The sequence below is a fragment of the Granulicatella elegans genome, from assembly GCF_020735385.1.
In the GTDB taxonomy this organism is placed as follows: Bacteria; Bacillota; Bacilli; order Lactobacillales; family Aerococcaceae; genus Granulicatella; species Granulicatella elegans_B.
In genome coordinates this window covers 861,678-883,111 of record NZ_CP085953.1, presented here as the reverse complement: position 1 = coordinate 883,111, position 21,434 = coordinate 861,678, and the positions used below count along the sequence as shown (strand labels likewise).

12 protein-coding genes and 4 pseudogenes are annotated in these 21,434 nt (G+C 33.4%); all 16 read right to left on the bottom strand.

The features are described from left to right. Positions 1-413: 413 nt before the first annotated feature. Positions 414-6,587 carry an InlB B-repeat-containing protein gene (locus LK443_RS04445; RefSeq protein ID WP_227932345.1) on the bottom strand — a complete coding sequence of 2,058 codons (6,174 nt, stop codon included), beginning with the start codon at positions 6,585-6,587 and terminating at the stop codon, positions 414-416. Positions 6,588-6,639: 52 nt separating this feature from the next. Next, positions 6,640-6,798 (bottom strand): annotated as a pseudogene (locus tag LK443_RS04440) (helix-turn-helix domain-containing protein); the annotation flags it as partial. A gap of 339 nt (positions 6,799-7,137) precedes the next feature. Next, positions 7,138-7,992, bottom strand: a complete 855-nt coding sequence (locus LK443_RS04435) for a transposase (protein WP_227932343.1) — start codon at positions 7,990-7,992, stop codon at positions 7,138-7,140. 322 nt (positions 7,993-8,314) lie between these two features. Then, positions 8,315-8,512 (bottom strand): hypothetical protein, encoded by a 198-nt coding sequence (locus LK443_RS04430; protein ID WP_227932341.1) that lies wholly within the window; start codon positions 8,510-8,512, stop codon positions 8,315-8,317. A 91-nt stretch (positions 8,513-8,603) separates the two neighbouring features. Next, positions 8,604-9,044, bottom strand: coding sequence for a GNAT family N-acetyltransferase (locus tag LK443_RS04425; RefSeq protein ID WP_227932339.1), 441 nt, complete (start codon positions 9,042-9,044; stop codon positions 8,604-8,606). A gap of 26 nt (positions 9,045-9,070) precedes the next feature. After that, a pseudogene (locus tag LK443_RS04420) lies at positions 9,071-10,133 on the bottom strand (virulence RhuM family protein). A 76-nt stretch (positions 10,134-10,209) separates the two neighbouring features. After that, positions 10,210-10,314, bottom strand: a pseudogene (locus LK443_RS09455) (restriction endonuclease subunit M); the annotation flags it as partial. Positions 10,315-10,798: 484 nt separating this feature from the next. Continuing rightward, positions 10,799-12,088: an extracellular solute-binding protein gene (locus LK443_RS04415; RefSeq protein WP_227932337.1), complete on the bottom strand. Its 1,290-nt coding sequence runs from the start codon at positions 12,086-12,088 to the stop codon at positions 10,799-10,801. A gap of 27 nt (positions 12,089-12,115) precedes the next feature. Beyond that, positions 12,116-13,408 (bottom strand): MBL fold metallo-hydrolase, encoded by a 1,293-nt coding sequence (locus tag LK443_RS04410; RefSeq protein ID WP_227932335.1) that lies wholly within the window; start codon positions 13,406-13,408, stop codon positions 12,116-12,118. Further along, a complete protein-coding gene (locus tag LK443_RS04405; protein WP_227932333.1) occupies positions 13,392-14,210 on the bottom strand; it encodes a carbohydrate ABC transporter permease in 819 nt (272 codons plus the stop codon). The genes LK443_RS04410 and LK443_RS04405 overlap by 17 nt, the downstream gene beginning before the upstream one ends. Positions 14,211-14,212: 2 nt before the next feature. After that, entirely contained in the window at positions 14,213-15,088 is an 876-nt protein-coding gene (locus LK443_RS04400; RefSeq protein WP_227932331.1) for a carbohydrate ABC transporter permease, read from the bottom strand. Continuing rightward, complete coding sequence (locus tag LK443_RS04395) at positions 15,088-16,158, bottom strand: ABC transporter ATP-binding protein (RefSeq protein ID WP_227932329.1); 1,071 nt, start codon at positions 16,156-16,158, stop codon at positions 15,088-15,090. The genes LK443_RS04400 and LK443_RS04395 overlap by 1 nt, the downstream gene beginning before the upstream one ends. Before the next feature lie 184 nt (positions 16,159-16,342). Next, positions 16,343-18,085: pseudogene (locus LK443_RS04390) on the bottom strand (FtsX-like permease family protein); the annotation flags it as partial. A 231-nt stretch (positions 18,086-18,316) separates the two neighbouring features. Further along, positions 18,317-19,084 (bottom strand): ABC transporter ATP-binding protein, encoded by a 768-nt coding sequence (locus tag LK443_RS04385; protein ID WP_227932325.1) that lies wholly within the window; start codon positions 19,082-19,084, stop codon positions 18,317-18,319. A 314-nt stretch (positions 19,085-19,398) separates the two neighbouring features. Next, complete coding sequence (locus LK443_RS04380) at positions 19,399-20,328, bottom strand: 2-dehydropantoate 2-reductase (protein WP_227932323.1); 930 nt, start codon at positions 20,326-20,328, stop codon at positions 19,399-19,401. 15 nt (positions 20,329-20,343) lie between these two features. Further along, positions 20,344-21,405 (bottom strand): PTS transporter subunit IIC, encoded by a 1,062-nt coding sequence (locus LK443_RS04375; protein WP_227932321.1) that lies wholly within the window; start codon positions 21,403-21,405, stop codon positions 20,344-20,346. Positions 21,406-21,434: the final 29 nt, after the last annotated feature.

The following is a 21,434-nucleotide window of genomic DNA, read 5'->3' as shown; positions in this document are numbered from 1 at the left end:
TACTCACCATGGCAAAACGGAAAAGTAGAACATAGTCATAAAGAAGATGGAAGAAGATTTTATAATTGAGTATTTAAGAGTTTAGATAGTTTAGTTAAAGCACATACAAGATATATTAGTAGAGGTAATCATGTAGCTAGATGTGTATTAAAATTTAAATCTCCCAATCAAATAGTACAGCAGCACTTGTTACAATCGGCTTAATGTATTATAGTTCAACGCCTTCTTCCTTTGTTTTTTGTTTTGGTTGACTTAATCATAACCTGGATTTCTCTTTTTTGCATGTAAAAAATCCTGTCGGTGATTTCTCACCAACAGGATTTGTCGAACAACCCAAAAATTTAGTTTTCATCTCTCAATTAAGTTCCACTATTCTCTATAGCAAAACTATATTTCAAGACACTTTTTTGATACTATTTTGTTTCTTTTTTTCTTCTTCCAAATACTACCAAAACTCCACCCAACGCTGCTACTACCACTCCTACTACTGTAGAATATGCTGTTGCATTTGCACCGGCTCCTGTTTTTGGTAAATGACGAACTTTTACAATATCCTGTTGTTTAGGTTTTTCTCCTGAACTAACAGATTTTTCAACAGACGAATTGTTTTTATCAGGGTCTTTAGGTTTTTTATGACTATCACCAGAACCCGGATTATTGTTATTATTATTTTCCGGCTCAACAATAATTGTTTGTGCTTGGTCTTTTGGATCTTCGTGTCTTATTATATTTTTAGTAAGACCGTCTTTGTCATCTTTTTTCAAGTTATTTTCTGACTCAGCTACTTCAAACACTACATATTTTTTACCAGCTTCTAACTGTACATCTTTAAACTCCATTTCTACTGTACCTTTTCCTTCGTCACTTACAGTAAATGTTTTTTCTGATTCTGCAACTGTTTTTAAATCTTCAATCTTAGAACCATCTTTATAGTCTGTTACATCTTTTAGTGTTCCAGTTATTTTATATTTTTGACCTGGTTGTAAGTTTTCATAGTGTACTGTGTCTTTAACTGTTTCTTTTTCTTTTGCTTTTACTTGTAGGGCTTGAGCTTCGCTTGCAGATTTTTCTCCAACCGATACAGTTGTTGACAGTGTTCCTACTTCTATATCATCTATTATAGTAAGTTTACTTTCTTCTGCTTTTGCGTTTTTTGAACCTATTGGATTTATTACTGTTACTTTTCCTGTAGAATCTACACTAAATTCTATTTCTGTAACTTTTGCATAGCCCTTAGGTGCTGCAACTTCTTTAAACTTATATTTACCTTCTTTTAGTATGATTTCCTTTGCTTCATCTCCTGAAGTCCATTTTAGTTCTTGTTCTTTGTCTGAGTCTTTGAATTTTCCTTTTGCTGTTTCCCCTTGCTCAGTTTTAATTTCAATTTGTGCACCTTTGATTTCTTCTCCTGCAAAGTTTTGTTTGCTTATTGAAATTTTTGATTCTTTTGGTGACTGTGGGTCTTCTGGAACTGAAGGATCTGGAGTTGGAGGCACAACTGGGTCTTTAGTATTTGTTACGGTTAGGCCCTCTTCTTTTTTAGTATAACCTTCAGGAGTAAAATCAGATCCGTTTTCTTGAACTTCTTTTACTGAATAAATAAATTCCTTGTCATTTTTATCAAATCTATCTAAGCCTTCCCAAGTTACTTTTGTTGTACCATTTTCAAGTTTTTTCACTTCTTGACCTTGGACTTCTGTTTCTTTATCGTCTTTGATTTTCCTGTAAAGTTTGAAGTAAATAGTTGGTCTTGTTTCACCTTCTTTTAAATCGCCTTCCCAAACTTTATTAGCTTCTACATCTATTTTCTGATAGGTATTTGTTACTGTAAATCCTTTATCTATGGATCCAGTTATGTTTTTAGTATAATTGTCTGGAACATTTTCTTCTTTTACATAATATTCAAATTCCTTACCACTTGGGTCGTGTTTTGAAAGGTCTTTGAAGATTTGAGACTGCTCATTATCTCCCTCAGGAGTTGTAGTAAATTCTCCAACTTTTTCATCAATTAGAGCTTTTGATTTTTCTTCATCTGTCAAGTCTTCTTTGTATTCTGCCTTGTAGCCCTTTCTCCAAAGTTCAATAGTAGTATCCGGCTTCTTGCCGCCGTCCCAAACTTTCTTAACTGTAATGTCTATAATATTTTTATTCGGAGTTTCAGCTTCTCCTGGTTTGACGTTTTTGTTTACCACGGTTAGGGTCTTTTCATAGTCTTTTTCATTATCAGTTTTTTCTAATTTTACTTTTATTGGATCTGCTGATAATTTTGAACTAGTCTTATTATAGTCACCTTCAATGTAATATGGAGTATAGCCATGGTTTTCTATTTCTTCAACCTTATAGTCTCCGTCAAATAGATTTTCTAATACTTTTGTTTCTCCGGCAACCAATTCAAATTCTTCTGTATATTCTGTTGGCTCATTATTTTTAGATCCATTTATCTTTGGTCCTGTAACTTTGAATTTAAACTTCAATGGATCTGGAACTGCCGTCCTGGTCATCATTGACTGTTTTTTTTCAGGTTCGTTTTCTAGGACTTTTTTGATGGTTAGTTTGCCCTGTGGTTTTTCAAATTTCGCTACAAAGGTGTAGTCATCACAAACTTGATCCTCCTCATTTAATAGACCTTTGTCCTTAGCATTTTCACGTTCCCAACCTACAAATTGATAGTCCTTATTAGGTACAATTTCTACACCTGTTTTGTCTGAATTATGTTCCATAGTATCAGGAACTGGGATATTAGAAAATTTTAAGCCCTTTACAACGTCGTAGTAAACAGTTTTGGCTTTACCACCTTCTTCGAGTTTGCCGTTGTCGCCAGCCTTGAAGGTCACTCTAACATAGCCATCTGGTGGAGTCTCTTTTTCTGGCACTTCTATTATCCTTACGTCTTTATAATAGAAAGTAATTTCATCAGACCCTGTGCCATTGATGCCCTTAAACTCATTTGTCTTCTCATCAACATCAAAGAAAAGTTGTTGTTGTGGCTTTTCTCCCTTAGCTAGGACCCAGCCCGGAATTTTTTTGTAATTTCTGGCATCATAGTGACGGTTGCCGTTATCAACTTTTTCTTGTTTTATAATAGAATACTTTTCTATTATTGCTTTCTTTTCGGCTTCAGATGACGCCGCTTTTAGTTTTTCTTTGGCTCTTTCATCTAAGTAATTAACCTTATACTCACGCTTCCTAATAGGTGTATAGAAGAATTTGAAGACATTGTTTGCGGCTTTAGGATTATTTTCCATCTTATTAGTTTCTGGGTTTAGTATTTTTTCTGGTTCAACCCTGAGGTTTTGATAGAATGAGTTGTTTGCATGCATACGATTATTATATTCTTCGTATTGTTTTTTTAATTCACCTGTTAATTTTTCGAGTTCATCGTGAGATGCGAGTAGATACTTCCCGTTTTCCTTTGTTGCAGTTGCAGAAACCATCTTCTCCGCTCTTTTACCTTCTAGTGTTATCACTTCTGGATTTGTCTTTATATTTCCATCTAAATTAAATTTCCCATCTAAAAAGTAGTGTTCTACCTTGACATCGACTCTTTGGTTTGGCACCCAAATTGCCTTTAGGTAGATTGGACCAACAACGTCAGTACCAAAGGAATATAATTCTGGAACATTATATTTTTCTCGATATGAATCATCCTGTTCGTTAGTATAGTTGCCATCATCACCTTTTTTATAATGGATTACTTCCCAACCTAGAAAGTCATATCCTTTCTTTTTTGGTTTTTGAGGTTCTACTAGCTTTTGTCTTTGGACGACAGTAAAGATTTGCTTATCGCCTTCGTCATCTACTTTTTTGGCGTAGGTGATTTCTTTCTCATCACCTATGTCACCTTCTTTTATTTTTTTTCTTTCTGTGGTGATATTTGCTTCATCTATTGAATCTAGTTCTCCCCCATCAGGGTCAAAGGTCACCTTCCATTTATAGTCAGGCTCGCCCCATATAGCATAGAGATTTACTGGGTGGTCAGGCATTTTTTTGCCCGGGTTTTCCCAAACCATCTTTTTGCCATCTGGATCAAGGGCCCATCCCTTAAATACCATTTGGTCTGAAAGACCTTGTGGTCTTCTGACTCTCAAATTCCCATTTTCATCTTCTTCTACTAACTCTGTAAGACCTAATTTTTGTAAGTTTTCAGGGTTGTCTAAAAAGTTTTTTGGATCTTCTTTGAAATATTCCCTTTCTTCTTGAGGTGTATTCTTATCTACCAAGTCAGGACTTAGGACCTTTAGTGGGAATTCATAGAAGGTGTCTAATGAGTTAGTATTATCAAACTCATTATCACCTTTTATCTTTGATGGGTCGTAGTTAAACCTTAGTGGATACTTGTTACGTTTGTATTTGTAACGAAGGTAACCATTTTCTTCAAATACTTGACCACCTTCTTTAGGATCGCCATATCCGTCGTCATCGCTAAAGAAGACTGGTATAAAGTCTAGCTGTCCGATAGGGAGTTTGATTCCATTGTTGTTATAGTATGTCCCACTAGTGTTAGGGGTGATTGCTTCACGCTCGTCGTTTAATTCACCAATTCTATCTTCATTAACACGGCCGTCGTCCTGCTGTTCCTCTCTGATTGCTGGCCATCCTATTTGAGGATTATTAGGTTCATAGCCATAAGGAGTAAAGCCTGTAACTATAGGGTATCTGTGGCCATAGTCTAGGTTAGCCGTATCTGCCTTGGTCCTAACAAGGTCGTAGCGTATGATGGTTTCGCCATCCTTAAAGCCGTCCATCCAAAAGTCCATGTGGTGAGGGATAGATGGATGATCCTGTTTTATACCGAAGGATAGAGTTGTGAAATTGAATCTATCTAAATCAATGGTTGTGCCATCGCCCTTATCTATCTTCTTAGTATAGCCACCCCATCTATTGTAGTTATCCATGTCCAGGAACTCATCTGCATTTAATCTATAAGGAGGAGTATCTAAGTGAAGAGGCCAGTTTGGAATAGCATAGTTAGGTCCCCAGCCAAAAGATTGGTAGCCAGATGTGAAGCCCTTGGTTTGTTTAGCATCGTTTGGCCACTTATACATCATTTCATTAAATCTTGCCTTGTAGTGGTAAGGATTACCGGGGCCGCCCTTCATTACCGCTTTACCTTTTGATTGATCATATCCCCAAATTTCAGGGTAGAAAGTGTACTCTTGTCTTTCTTTTTTATAATAATTGGACTCAGTAAAGTATAGGTCATAGACTTGTCTGTCGTAGTAGATATTATAGACAGTTTGACCTGTTGGAGACACTGACTTTATCACATTTGGATTTTGAGGATTAGAATTTTCTTTGTCTGTTAGGTCTTTGTTGTAGACATAGAACTTATTTAGATAAAGGTCTTTTTTATAATTAAATTTCTCGCCTTTCCATATTTTTTGTAGACGAGTGTCATTTAGGTCAGGGAATTTTAATCCCTTTACAGGTTCCTTATCTAAATCTGGTTTATATCCTGCATCAGCATTTTTATAAACACGAGTGCCTATATAGTCGTACTTGTCTAGAAGAGATGCGTCTTCAGCATGGTCTGCCTTTTCTGCCCAAAATTGTACTGCATAGTCAGCCTTTGATTCATCTTTCCATTGTGCTGTGAAAGTGACATCTTCTGCCGGCATGATTAAACCATTAGTTAATTCTGCTTCATTAATTAAATCACTTGGTTTAATTGTGCCGCCGTTTTTTTTCTTTATTTCAACAGATGGTTTCCAACCCAAAAATATACTTCCTTCTTTTTTTGTAATGCTGTTTGCATCAATTTTTGGGATTTCTTGTTCATAATAGAGAGTACGGTTAGGAATTGGTGTGCCGCCGTCTGTATCAAAGTTGACATTGAAATGGGCACGGTTGTAGCGGTATTCTACAACAAAATCTTTAGTATCATTTGGTACTTGTATCTTGATAAAATCTTGTTCTGGAACAAAGCCTTTTCTATTTTTTTCATCAAGTGGTTTTATTTCCAAAATAGAAGCAGTGTTACCTTTTTGCTGTGTAGTTATTTCTTCTTTGTCATCTCCACCTAAATTTGTATACTTATTTAAGTCTACGATGTCTTGAAAAACGTGTTTGACTGTTACTTCGTTTTCTTTTCCATAATAAAGAAATTCTTGACCACCTTCATACCTACGTCCAAATTCTTCGTCATCACTTATTTTGCCATCTTTTGCTTTTTTTACTATCGTATCATAATCAATATTATAATTTTCAATTTTATTTTTAGGAATGAAATAACCAGAAAAATTAGGTAAGGTAATTGCCTTACTTATCCTATCTTTTTCTTCTTTTGTTGCAGATTCACCAACACTAGCTATGTAGGGTTGGTAGTTGATTTCAAAAGAGGATTTCCCATCAGCATCCATTCTCTCAACCTTATAGTCTGTACGAAAAGTATAGATATTTGGTTGTTCTGGATTTTTTACGAGACTTTCTACCGTTTCTCCTTCTCCATGTTTTTCTGGCTTTGCAGGAATATTAGCTCCTTCCACAATAGGGCATTTATCGTCTTTTGGCAACCCTCCAACCCCATCAGTCGCAAAAGCTGGGGCGATATTTGATACCATCGTGATAGTAGCTATCAAAAGTGCCATAAACTTTCTCATTTTTTCATATTTACCTTCCTTTTCACAAATTTCTTTATCTTATTAGTTCTTTTTCTTCTTCAGTTCTATTGTCATCAATGTCAAAAGATTTAGAGTTGTTGTACCTATTAACCCATCCTCTTATTGTTGACGGTGCTATGTCGTATTCTTCTCCTAATTTTCTGTATGTGTAATTTCCTTGGTTAAAGATTTCTACTATTTGCTTTTAGAAGTCTTCTTCGTAATGTCTAGCCAATTTAAAACCTCCTATGATCTCTTATCATTTATTATATCATATGTTCTATTTAAATTGCACTATCTATTGTATCGGAATCATTTACGCTGTAGCACTTTTTTTACCTAAAATAGCGGTTTCGTTATTTTTGAAAAAGAAAATCGATTCTCGAAACAAAAAATGATTCCAAAAACGGAAAATCATTTCGGAAAATCTTTTTTTTCATTTTCGGACATACTTATTCAATAGTAACCTCTGTTCCTAAAAAAAAGCAAACTATTCCCCCTTAAATTTTCGCAATTTTTTAAAAAAGTTATATAACTATTATGCAACCCAACTGCTCAAATGTTCTGTTTCTTGTTTTTTCACTTTTAAATAAGCAAATCCTAATGTACATAAACAAGCCATTGAGACATATAAAGTTACTTTTTCTAATCCTCTTATCGTATGATTTTCAAACATAAAATCTCTGTCTAAGCGACCATTAATCCTCTCAATGGCACTTCTCTTATTGTAAAGTCTCTCAAATTTATGTGATTGTTGTGATACTTTAGGGAAGATGCGAATATCTTCTGAACGATTTATTCTAAAAATACGGTTATTCTTATATTTTGGATGAAATCCGTAACGCAATGAATCTGTTGATTGATCATAACCTTTGTACACTAATGGTATGAATTGATAATCTTCTGTGCGATAAAATACTTCCCCATCTTGATTATAATAGAGTGATGTATCTTTATATTGACGACTTTCTTCGTCTTTCCACATGTGTCTTGGAGAGATAATCGCAATCATCCCTTGTTCTTCGATGAATTCCCTAAATTCAACACGATCATATCCTTTATCTGCCATCACTGCTTTTGTATTCTTTAATACAATTTCTTCAGCGACTTCCCGTTCTCCTTTACTTGCTGGAGTCACTTTAAAAGCCAACGGTAGTTCATCATTTACATCTGCTAATAAATGGACTCGGAAACAAAAATACTTAGTAGTTTTAGTTTCGTTATTTGAATAATAAATTTTAGCTGTCGTATCTGCTTGCGTTTCTCTTCTGCCGTCTGGTTCTTTAGTAGATACCTTATTGGCATAACTTTGAATCCTTTTCCCATCAATGGCTTCTTCTTTTCCAAAGTCCGGTAATTCTTCTTGTAATTTCTTTTCTAAAATGACCATCATCTCTGTTAATTCTTTTTGATGTTCCTTTAATTTTTTTATAACTTTTCTGCTAGTAATACTGATAGTATTTGTGCTATTTTTTCTAATTCCCCTAAATTTTCTTCTTCACTAAATAGGTTTGTTTGCGTTACAATGCTCATGTGGAAATTCCTCCTTTGATATTTTTTTACCAACTATATTATACAGGAATTTCCATTATTTTTTAGTCGTAAAATTACAAAATAAACAAAATTGACACCATAAAATCCTTATTTTACGGGATTTCATGGTGTCGATTTTTATTTTAGTACTACTTCTAAAGTATTGATTTCATTGACTTTATTTAACTACGAAAATAATTCATAAACTTCTTGTTCTGGTTAAAACTAACAAATATTTCAGTTTGTAAATATTTTTCTTTTTCAATTGTGTAATAACCACATATTCCTTGGATATCATCATCTTCTTTATCCAACAAATAAAATGAGTCTGAATTGTTTTTTATCTTTTCTAATGTTTGCTTTATTTCTTCTTTTTCCAATAGCAATGGATAAGATCAATTTTTTGTTTCTTTAAAATGCAGGTATATTTTGTCTGCAAGTAAATCTAATCTCTCCATCTTAGCCTCTATTTCAAAGTTTATACATATATAGTTCTTCATCTACTTGTTTAAATCCAATTGATTCAAACATTTTTCTGCTTTGCTGATTAAATGAATATATATTTGCTATTAATTCTTTCAAACCTCTTTCGTTTGCTTGTTGTATCATTTTCTGAACACATTTCCGCCCAATATGCTGATTTTGATATTCCTTGGAAATCACAATTGCTAGTTCATTTCCATTATAAAGCGAAACATCTCCAACTAAAGTATTATTAAATTGGACATAATAACATTCCCCGTTTGTCGAAAGATAATTATACATCGCGTCTAGCCTGTCTCTAGTATAGAGAGCCTCTATGTTATCTACTTGCTTGCAAACATCTAAATCTTGATACCACTTCAAAGCAATTTCTTGATTTGGATAATATGGAATTAGTTTTAGATTTTCTTCAATTATAATTTCTTCCATCTTCACTCCTAAAATGTTGTTTGTTTTTAGTTTTTATTTTTATCATTATCTTCCTTCAAATTACCTTCTAATTGGAGGAAAGAATCAAAATCGCTTTGAAATAATCTATCTTGAATCACTCTATATTTTTCAAATTCAGTTAAAGCATGTTGTTTTGCCAGTTCAGCCGTAACTTTACCAGCATCTTGAAGAATATCTCTATCCCATAAAGTTAAGAAAGCATTTAATCTTTTCTCCCAATCTTCCATAGTCATAGGAATTTGTCTAAGCGCCATGTCTTCGGCCATATCAAGATATGCTGAAACAACCCTTTGCATTTGAATCATCTCGTTTTCCGATAAATAGTTTTTAGCAACAATTACATCGTATTTATGAATCTTTTCTTTAGGAGAACCATCCCATGTAGTAAGGCCCATATTTTCTTTAGAACTATCTGCCCTATCAATAGATGACTTCCGCAGCTGTTTGGCCATGTACAGCATAATAAAGTTTATTCTGTACGGCAGAAAAGAATCTCTTTGTTGTTTTTGCATTCTTGTCATAATCAATAGCAGTCGAATAAATATCGGTAATCTTTTGATAGAATCTTCTCTCTGAAAGACGAATTTCACGAACTTTCTCTAATTGCTTTTCAAAATAATCCTTATTTATAACTGTTCCAAAATTCTTCAGTCTATCTACATCCATTACCCATCCTTGGATGGTGTAATCTTTTACAATCTGGTTAGCCCATTTTCTAAACTGTAAAGCACGCTCATTATTTACCTTAAATCCAACTGCAATAATAGCTCGAAGATTATAGTGATTTACACCTCTAGAAACCTCACGGTCACCTTCATTTTGAACTATTCGGTATTTCCGAATAGTTGCTTGTTCAGCAAGTTCCGAATCCTCATAAATATGTTTCAAATGCTCATTTATTGTCGAAAGTGCAACATCATATAACTCAGCCATCATCATTTGTATAAGCCATATGTTCTCATCTTCATAACGAACCTCAAAAGAATTTTGATTTTCACCGTTTAAAGCAATATAAGTTAAATATTCAGCTGTTGATGATCTAATTTGTAAATTATTTTGTTCTTGAATATTTTTTTATTACTCACTTTAGTTATCTCCTCTCTCCTAACGTACTATTTGCAACATTTATTTTCGTAAAACTCTCCTAAACAGTGCACCAACCGTTCATTTTTCTTATTTTAAACTTTGGTAGAAGTCTTGAACTCCTTGTATTTACATAACTATTTGCCTCTATCACTATTATGACACGAGACCCAGTTCCAAAATCAATAGAACACCGAAGCATTGCATATCCAGGGCATAATAAATTATAATCCTCATGTTCTCTATAAAGTTGACTATAAATATTTTTTACACACTCATTTACATACTCTACATCAATAAATCCTAACCGAGCAGCTTTGCAAAGGACATACAAAATACCCGATTCTCCTTTTTCAAATCCCAAATGAACTGTAAAGTTAACTTTTATACCATTAATCAAATTTGCTAGATAATCTTGTAACTTTAAATTTAAGTTGTGATTTTATTAAAAATAGGCTATATTTTTATGAATTTCAGCTATTGTTCGTTGACAACCGAAGGCTTAATTTGGTGGTCAAATTGATTCACCAACAGGATTTGTCGAACAACCCCAATAAAATGAGAAAAGACTTCCCATAGTAGTATTAGCAGCCATGAAACCGTCAGGTTTGCTTGCGTCCTTTACTACTACAAGGAAGTCTAATTCGAATCTATTGGTTCCAAACTGATTGGAATTCAGCTTTAGAAGCTTCTAAAACTTTATCAACACTTGAACCATTTACATCACTATAAACTTTTTCTTGAATCTTAGTGATTTCTGCATATGCAGAGTCAGCATTTTCAATGACAGGAATTGAGAATAATTCTTTTTTACCTTCAGCGATTGCTGCTGGAACTTTAGAGTTAGAATTTTTGTATTCTGCACTTTCTAATACTTTAGAAACTACTGGAATATATCCTGTAGCTTGTGCCCAAGTTAATTGAGACTCAGGAGAAGCTAAGAATTTTAAGAATAAGTAAGCTGCAGTACGTTGTTCTTCAGAAGCACTTTGGAACATGTAAATATCAGTACCTTGTTGGATGTTAACTTTCTCAGGACGTGGAGCTACGCCATATTCATATCCAGCTTCTTTAGCACCTTTAGCAACAAATGACTCACCCGCAGTTGAACCTACATACATTGCAACTTGTTTATTTGAGAAAGGTCCTGATAAGAACTTATCTGATCCAGCAATACGGAAGTAACCTTCTTTAATACCTTCTGCGTAGTAAGAAACAACTTCTTTTGATTCTTTACTTGTAATATCTAATTCTTTATTGAATTGAACACCTTTGTTTACCATACCTGTTGAATAGTAGTTGTTTAATGAGTCAAAGCCAGCACCTACAATTTGATGATTTGATTTTTCATAAATTGTTTTAGCTGCTTCTTTTAATTCATCTAAAGTAGTTGGTACTTTAACTCCATATTCTTTAAATAAATCAGCATTGTAGAACAATACTTCTGTTGATTTGTTAAATGGAATACCATATTGTACACCATTGATTTGCGCACCTTTTAATAATTCTGAACGAATCGCAGCATCATCTTTGATACCAATAGTTGAGTTTTCTAAGTAAGGTTTTAAATCAACTAATTGATCTTGATCTGCAGCATTCCATAACCATCCTGGGTATGCTTGAGTAATTGTTGGTAAATCTTTTGGCGAAGTTAATGTAGAGTTAATTTTAGCTTGTAATTCTTTATATGAAGATTGGTTTTGTAACTCAATTTTCACATTAGGATTTTTAGCCATGAACTCCTCAGTTAATTTCGTTAGAGTTTCCTCTAATTTACCATTTAAGGCATGCCAGAAAGTAATTTTCGTTTCCTCTTTTACTTCTGTTTGAATGTCTGCTTTAGTTTCTTTTTGTGAGTTTGAAGCAGTATTGCCGCAAGCTCCTAAAACTAAAACTGATGTTGTCGCAAGTGTCGCTTTTACTAAAGATTTGAATTTCATAATTATTCTCCTTTTTCTTTTATAGTTTTACAACACAATTTTTTCGCCACGATGTGGCAATATTCTTTCACCATACGGATTCACCAATAATTCTGGTTTCAAAGTATGGATAGGAACCAAAAGTTTGGGTTCGATCATCGCAATAATACGGTCTAAATCCGCAGGTTTTGCATGACCTGAACAAGCGATCTTCACAAATTCGATGTGATGTTTCGCTAATAAATCGAGAAACACTTGATAATTTGGATCAAAGTCACCTAATGGTTGAGCATCACAGTGAAGGTATAGTGTTCCTTCTTGTAGTTTATCAAAATTATCGACTACTTGCCAGAAATACTCCTCTTGATCTTCAATTAGTGTTTGATAAGAAACTTCTAAATCATGATTTAATTTTGGAATACGTTTTGCTCCATTTGAATAATAAAAATGAGCATGAATTCCAAATACTTCTTGTAATAATGCTGCCATATGAGCCTCTAATACTACTGTTCGTGGAGATTGTTCTACAATTTTTGCGAAGCGTTCCACATTCGCTGGATACCCATTAAAAGCTATCGGACGATTTGGATTTTCTTGTTGAAATTGAACCACTTTTTCAATGACTTCTAATTCATTGGATGGTTTAATTTCAGTTGGATCAACTGGTCTTTCAGGGAAACTAATCGTTACCCCTTCCATCATTAGCATCTGAGTATGTTTTGCTTTGTTACAAAACTCTACAGTTGCTTCTGGAATATAGCCATGTAATCGTAGATCTCCAGTATACGTAATAAAATGATCTGGAGTTCTAATTAATAAGGCACTTGCACCATATGCATCATGATCCACTGGAACTACTTCAATTGTAATATCACCTACAGTTACGATTGCATTTGGTTCTAAGCCAATCATTTCTCTCGTAAAAGGAGATTTTTCAAACGGTGTTGGTAATAAAAAATCTCCATTACGATTCAAACTATTCAAAATCATTTTTGTTTCTTTTAAAGTATACAATGGAATAGCCGGATCTAAATAGTTAATCATTCTTGAATGATCAAGATGAGCATGTGATAAAAATACCGCTGTATTTTCATACTCTCCGGTTTCTTCTCCATCGTACTCATATCCCAAACGTGGATCATAAACATGATTTAATTTTGGGATAATCCCATATTGAATCAATGTTTGTAACTGTTCATCTGGCAAATCTAATTCTGGACGAAACTCTGTCCCGAAGTCAAAGAAAATATGAGAATTTCCATAACTAACTTCAATGACGGTTCCGCCAATTGTTAGAATTCCGCTATGGAATGTCACAACTGTTTTATCCTTTGATACCATTCTTAGCAACCCCTCTAATAATTTCTTTTCTAAATACAAAATAGATAATCAAAATAGGAACTACTGTCAATGTTGCGGCAGCCATTTGTAATTGCACATCACTACCACTTTCAGTCGTGAAGGCAGACAATCCGTTGTTTAATAGACGGAAGTATTTAGTATTTGTTGCAAGCAATGGCCATAGGAATGAATTCCAGCTCATAATGAATGTTAAAATCCCAACTGTTACAAGCGCTGGCTTACACATTGGCACTAAAATTCGACGAATATATTCTAAATCAGATGCGCCATCAATTTTAGCTGCTTTGTAGAATGTACTTGGAATTCCACGAAGATAACCATTTAAATAGTAAATATAGAAAATACTTGTTAAAAATGGAAGGATTAATGCTAAATAAGTATCTAATAATCCTAATTGTGCAATGGTCTGATAATTTGTAAAGATAATGGATTCATAAGGAACCATTAATAATGAAACCATCACTAATGTCACAACTTTTTTATATTTAAATTCTAAACTTGTTAATGCAAATGCTGCTAGTAATGAAGTAATAACCGTTGCAGTAGTTGTACATAATGATACAAATAATGTATTGGCAAAGTAACGTAAGAACGGTGCTCTTTGGAATACTTCAAAATAGTTTTGGAATTGTAATGATTTAGGAATTAATGTAGGTGGCAAACTTGTTGCTTCTGCATAAGTCATTAACCCTGTTAAAATCATATAAATAAATGGAAATATCGTAATGATTGATAAAACCACAATCAGTGCTAATAATAAATAATTGATCACTTTTTTCATGATTAACCCTCCGCTCTTCTCAAGAATTTATTTTGGAAGAAAGTAGCAATTAGAATAATCACAAATAAGATTACAGTTGCTGCCATCGCAATTCCTGGACGTCCAGCCACATGGAACTTGTCATAAATATAGTACACGGCAGTTGTAGCACTATTGGCAACCCCTGGTGTTCCTCCAAATAACGCATATACTTGCGTATAAACTTTGAAAGCACCAATTAAGTTCACCGTAGATAAGAACGCAATTGTTGGAACTAATTGAGGGAATGTAATTCTCCAGAAAATTTCTTTTTCTGTAGCACCAAACATTTTTGCAATTTTAAAGTGTTCTGGGTCAATATTTCTCAAACCTGCTAATAAAATGATGATATTAAATGCAAGTCCTGTCCAAATACCAAAAATAATTAAAGTTGGCATACTCATATTAACATTATCTAACCAATTCACTGCAGGAATTCCTACTAAACCTAGTAAGAAGTTAATTAATCCATAACTTCCATTAAAGAAATAACGGAAGACAATCCCAATTGCGATTGTACTTGTAACATATGGCATGAAGAAAATTGTTTCAAACACACTCTTATGTTTTACCTTTTCAAAGATAATCCAAGCAACCACAACTGAAATACATAGTGCAACTGGAACTACTACAAATGCATATAAAGCTGTATTCATTAATGCTCTATGAAACACTGGATCTGCTAAAACTTTTTGATAGTTTGATAAACCTGTAAATTGAAGTTTTAACAATGAACCTTTTTGAAAACTCATCCAAAATGAACGAATTAATGGGTAAATATTAAATAGTAAAATCACACCTAATGACGGAAGAAGGAATAACCACGCCTTTGGTTGATTCTCAGGATTATATTTTTTCATTAGTATACACGTTCTCCATTTTGATTGAATAAGAATAACTTATGTCTTAGAAGGTCAAATGAAAGTGTGTCTCCTTCTTCAATCTTATGTTCCACACTAACGATTGATTTAATATCTTGTTCTCCTAATGTAAAGTGTAAAATACGTTCACGTCCAATTAATTCCACTGACGTAATGGTTACTGTGAACAATCCATTTTCACTTGGAAACAAATCTTCAGGACGTAATCCTAAATAATAATGTCCCTGTTCTAATTCTTTACGGAAACGACTTGCTACTAATTCACTTGCTTGCATAGTAAACGCTGGGTGATGAATCACACCATCTTTTACATCCACTTCTGAAATGTTAATAATAGGATTTCCGATAAATTTAGCCACAAATAAATTATTTGGTTCTAAATACAGGTTTTGAGGGTCATCATGTTGTTGGATAACACCTTCATTTAATAAGATAATTTTATCACTGATTGATAAAGCTTCTTCTTGGTCATGAGTTACGAAAATTGTTGTAATTCCTACTTCTTTTACTAAACGACGAATTTCTTCACGAATTTTTAAACGTAAACGAGCATCTAAGTTACTTAATGGTTCGTCTAATAATAATACTTCTGGTTTTTGAACTAATGCACGAGTAATCGCAACACGTTGTTGTTGTCCTCCAGATAAAGTTCCAGGTTTTTTTGCAGCTAGTTCTTCAATATTTGTTAATTGCATGTATTCTTCTGCAATTGCTTTAGCTTCTTCTTTTGAAACTTTATTTTGCCCTACAGTTAATGGGAACATAATGTTCTCTAACACTGTCATATGAGGATATAATGCGTAGTTTTGGAACACAAATCCAATATTTCTATCTTTTGGTTCTGTATTAATCACAGAAGATTTTTTAAATTGGATATCTCCACCAGTTGGTTGTAATAACCCTGCAATCATATTTAAAATAGTTGATTTTCCGCAACCACTAGGCCCTAATAAGCATACTAAATCCCCTTGTTCAATTGAAAAATTAACAGACTTTAATGCTTCAAAGCCATTATCGAATACTTTATTTAAATCGATAACATCAATCATGAGTAAACCTCCAAATTTCTTTACTTGAATACATTCTAGTATATCATGTTTTACGCTTTCATGAAATACAAATATTAAGAATTTTTTAAAAAATATTTTTTTATACGGTATTTTTCGAATAATTTCTGAATAAAATACGCAATAAATAAACGCCTCTAGCTTTCACTAAAGACGTTTATTTTTACTATCGATTGATAATTTTGAAGTACTCTCTTGAAGTAATTTTGTAAACTAAGAAGTAAGCAATCATAAAGACTCCTGCTACTGCTAACATCGTCAACCCAATAATACTTCCTTTAATGCCAAAGATTAAGACAATTTTACTCACAATTTTATACGATAATGCAGTATGCAAGAACGCTGTTAATAGCGGTAAGAAGAATACAATTAATACTTGACGATTAATTGATTGATGAATCATTGATTGATCAATTCCGATTTTCTTCAAAATGACATAACGCTCACGATCTTCATACCCTTCTGAAATTTGTTTATAGTAAATGACTAAGACTGCTCCAACTGAAAAGGCAATGGCTAATAAAAACCCTAAGAATAATAGGGAACCATAAAATTGGAATAATAATTGAGCAATTTCTATTTTTCCATCAATTCCTCCAGCAATATCAGATTGTTGATACACTTCTAATTCTTTTTGCTTCTCATCATCTGTTTTACTAGAAGTATTCCATAATGCAATATATTGTCTTGTATAAGCACGATATCCTTCATCATTTCCTTTACTGTAATATGGAACAACTTTCGCCATATCCTCTTCATTTAAAATGCCAATATAAGAATGATCGGTTATATTCGGATTTACAATTAATCCTGCAGCGAATTTATTCACTTCGATGACTTGTCCAATTGAAAAAGTATTTTCCCCAACTGCTATTTGAGTGAAACTAGGTTTAGTTTTCTCAGTATTTTGTTCTCCTATCACCATTTCTCCAGGTTTAACAGTAATATTTTCTCCACTATTACAATTATAATCTTCCACTGATACTAGGACGACCATTGCTTCTGGAAGAGTACCCAGTTTTTTAACATTTGTATCTAATACATCCCCTTCTTGATTTCCCCCTGTTAAAATATACGAATATTCATAAAAATCTGTTACTTTTGAAGCAATTCCTTCCGCTAATTGTTTCGCCTCTTTTGAATATTCTGCTGTTTCTTCAGGATTACGATACATATTTCTAAACGTAAAATCAGTTGGACTTGTTTTATTAATCACTTCCTGTGCCCCAAACTGCAACGAAACTGTCGTTCCAAGAGTCACGAGTACCATTGTTGATAAAACACAAATACTTGCTAAGCCCATCGCATTTTTTCTCATTCTAAAAATTAAATTAGAAACAGAGATGAAGTTAATTGGACGATAATAAAATGTTTTACGATTTTTCAAGAAGCGTAAAAGTGCAATACTTCCAGCATCAAATAAAATATAAGTTGCAATAACTACTAATAGTACTGCAATAAAGAACCAACCTAACGCTTTAATCGGACTTTCGATTGATTGAGAAATATAGTAAGCATATCCTAAAATCGCTACTCCAATTAGTGCACGAATACTTAAGAAACGTCCTGTTTTTTCTCCTGATTTTTTCTCGCGTAGTAATTCTAATGGACGACTCACTCTAATCTTAATCGCATTTAAAATCATTAAGGAAACAAAAATTCCACTAAATAAAATTCCAATTATAATGACTGTTGAAATTTGAAATTCATACGCTAAAGGAACTGAAAAACGCATTGCTTTCAGTAACAAGGCAAAGGCTAATCGATTGAACAATACACCTAATACCAGACCTACAATTAGATTTAGCACTGCGAATAATACCATTTCAATAACTTGTAACAATTGAATTTGTGTGCGGCCTAATCCTAAAATACTATACAATCCAAATTCTTTTGAACGGTTTTTCATTACAAATCCATTGGCATAAATCATCGTTAAGGTAGAGACAAGTAACATAATCACAACGCCAAACCCTAATGCCATGACTACCGTATTTCCTCCACTACTTTGTGAAATCGTTTTATTTGTAGATAGTGCTAATAGAATATAGGTAATGACCATCATGGTAATAGAAGCAATCGAAAACGGAATATACAATGTTCGATTTTTCTTTAAATTGGATACTGCTAATGAATGAATTTAAACATGAGTCTCACCTCGATTAGCCATTACTGTTAACGTATCCGAAATTGCTTCAAACATTTCTTCATCTGTACGCTCACCTTTAAATAATTGATGATACAAAATACCATCTTTAATAAATAACACTCGTTTCGCTCGACTAGCAGCTAATGTACTATGAGTTACCATTAAAATGGTTTGTCCCTTTTCATTTAAGGTATCAAAAACATCTAAAATATTGCTAGAAGATTTTGAATCTAATGCTCCAGTTGGTTCATCTGCTAGTAATATACTTGGATTAGCCATCATTGCACGTCCAATCGCTACACGTTGTTGTTGTCCACCTGATAATTCATAAGGATATTTTTCTAATAATTTTTCAATTCCTAATAATGTAGCAACAGATTTTACTTTTTGCTCCATTTCTTGAACAGTTTTCTTTGCTAGGACTAATGGGAGTAACATATTATCTTTAACAGACAATGTTTCTAATAAATTAAAATCTTGGAATACAAATCCTAAATGATCACGACGAAAGGCTGCTAATGTTTTGTCTGGTATATTTTGAATATCTAATTGATTCAATAATACTTGTCCTTTTGTAGGACGATCTAATGTGGCTAAAATATTTAACAGCGTTGTTTTACCAGAACCAGATTCCCCCATAATGGCAACATATTCTCCTTTTTCAACACTAAAAGTAATATCTTTTAACACCTCTATTTGCATCGCTCCAAATCTTGTATGGTAAATTTTTTGTACTTGTTTTACATCTAATAATGTCATTACAATTCCTACTTTCTCTTTGATTTGTATTTATTCTATCAAATAAAATCGATGCATTCCTATATTTTAGCTATCATTTTCTGTTTGTTTCTTACATTTTTGTAAGAAAGAAATTTGTTAAATTTAAATGTTTTCACTTTTGAGAAAGTAATAAAAATCGTATAATATATTCGTAAAAATAGTGGTTATCCATTCCTTATTTTTCCTTTTTATTGATGTGATTTTTAAATAGTTAGGTGGGTTTTTATATAAAAAATACTGTTAATTTCTCCATAAAAAAGACGAGACTCTCGTCTCGTCTCTCAAAATTCCTTTTATTGTACTTTTAAAATTTGTTCTTTTGCATGAATTAATTGTGTAATCATAGCACAATATGGAGTTGGAATTCCATACTCTAGTCCGCGTTTCGCAACAAATCCATTTAAGTAATCAATCTCAGTAAAGCGATGATTTTGCATTAAATCTTGGTGCATTGATGGATAGTGTGCACGAACTTTGTTTGACGCAGTATAAACATAGTTTTTCATTTCAGCTGCGTCAATTTTCACACCTTCATGATGTGCCACTTCCACAAACTCATGAATAATTTGCTCAACAACTGCTTCTGCTGTAGTTGTATCAAATACTTCTCCAATATTCGCATCTAAAATCGCACATGTTGCATTCATTGTTCCATTTACACATGCTTTTCTCCAAATTGAGAATAAAACATCTTCACTATAACTAGCATTTAATCCCCCTTGATTCATAACAGCGACTAATTCTTCTGCAATCGCACGACCGCTCGCTTCTTCTACTGCTTGAATTTCAACAGTACCTGTTCCACCTAAACGAGCCACACCTGGCGCATTAATTCCTGCTGTCCAAATCGTTACACCCATAATAATGTTTTTACGTGGAACATATTTTTCCATTGTATATTCATGACCTAAACCATTTAATAAACATACTACTTTTGTATCTTCATGAATAATTGCTTTGATTTTTTCAAGCATTTCTCCTAATTTCATTGATTTTGTAAATGCGATAACCACATCTACTTCTTCATGAACTTCTTCAGGTCTGTAGATTGGGATTTGTAATGTATCTGTTGTATTTCCATCTACTACTTGTAATCCATTTGTACGAATTGCTTCAATATGCGCTGGCCATTCATCGATTAAAACAACTTCTTGTCCTGCTTTTGTTAACATATAACCAAAGCGACATCCCATTGCTCCAGCACCTGCAATTGCAATTTTCATTATAATTCCTCCTTATTATACCGTTACTTTATAATCTTCTGGTTGAATCCATTGTACCACTTTTTCGAACACATGGATAAAAATAATGTTGAAAATAATTGGTGCAACTACGAAAACAATTGCTACTAATAGAATATTTCCTGCTGTCCATCCATTTTCCATTAAGTTTAAAGCATAAATTGGACCTACTAAACCACTAAATCCAAACCCGGCACTAGCAGGAGTTCCTTGAATGGAAAAGACTGTTGCTAAAACACCTAATAATGCTGAAGAACATAACATTGGCAATAAAATTTTAGGTTTTGCAATCACATTTGCCATTGACATTTTAGGAGATCCAATAAAGTGTGCAATACAAGTTCCTACTGAATTAACTTTTAATCCTGCAACTGCTAAACCAAAACCTGCCGCACAGATTCCTAAGTTCGCCGCACCAGAACCAATGCCTGACAATCCAATTGCTAAGCTAATCCCTACTGTTGTAAATGGTGACACAATTAAAATACAGAAAGTCATCGCAATTAACATACACATAATAATTGGTTGTAAGGTTAATAAGAATTCCACTCCTTGACCAATTAATGCTGTAATTTTAACAATGTATGGTTGCGAAAGTCTTCCAATCCCACCAATAACGACTAATGTAACTGTTGGAATCACAATAATCGAATAAGCTTTTGCTTTATCTCCAATCCATAAAATAAATCCAGCTGCTAATGCTGCTGTTACTCCCATTGTAATAATATCCCCAGTACCAGAGAACACCATACCTTTAACATCCGGATTAAAGCCTGGCGCACCTCCTGCAAAAACAGTTGCTAAAGCAATGGCTCCTGATTGAATCGGAGTAAATTTAAAGAAATGTCCTACCATTAAACCAATAATAGCACCCATCATCGTATTAGCGACTTGAGTTGCTTGAATAATTAATTGTCCTTGTGGAAATACTGGTAATAACGCTTTTGTTAATTCACCTAAAATCGCACCAGGAATTAAAGTTACAACTACCCCTAATGCTAATGCATTTAATACGGTCATTGTAAACTCTTTTGCTGAATAAGTTTTATTTGTATCCATATTCATTCCCCCTTTCTTTTCAATGGACT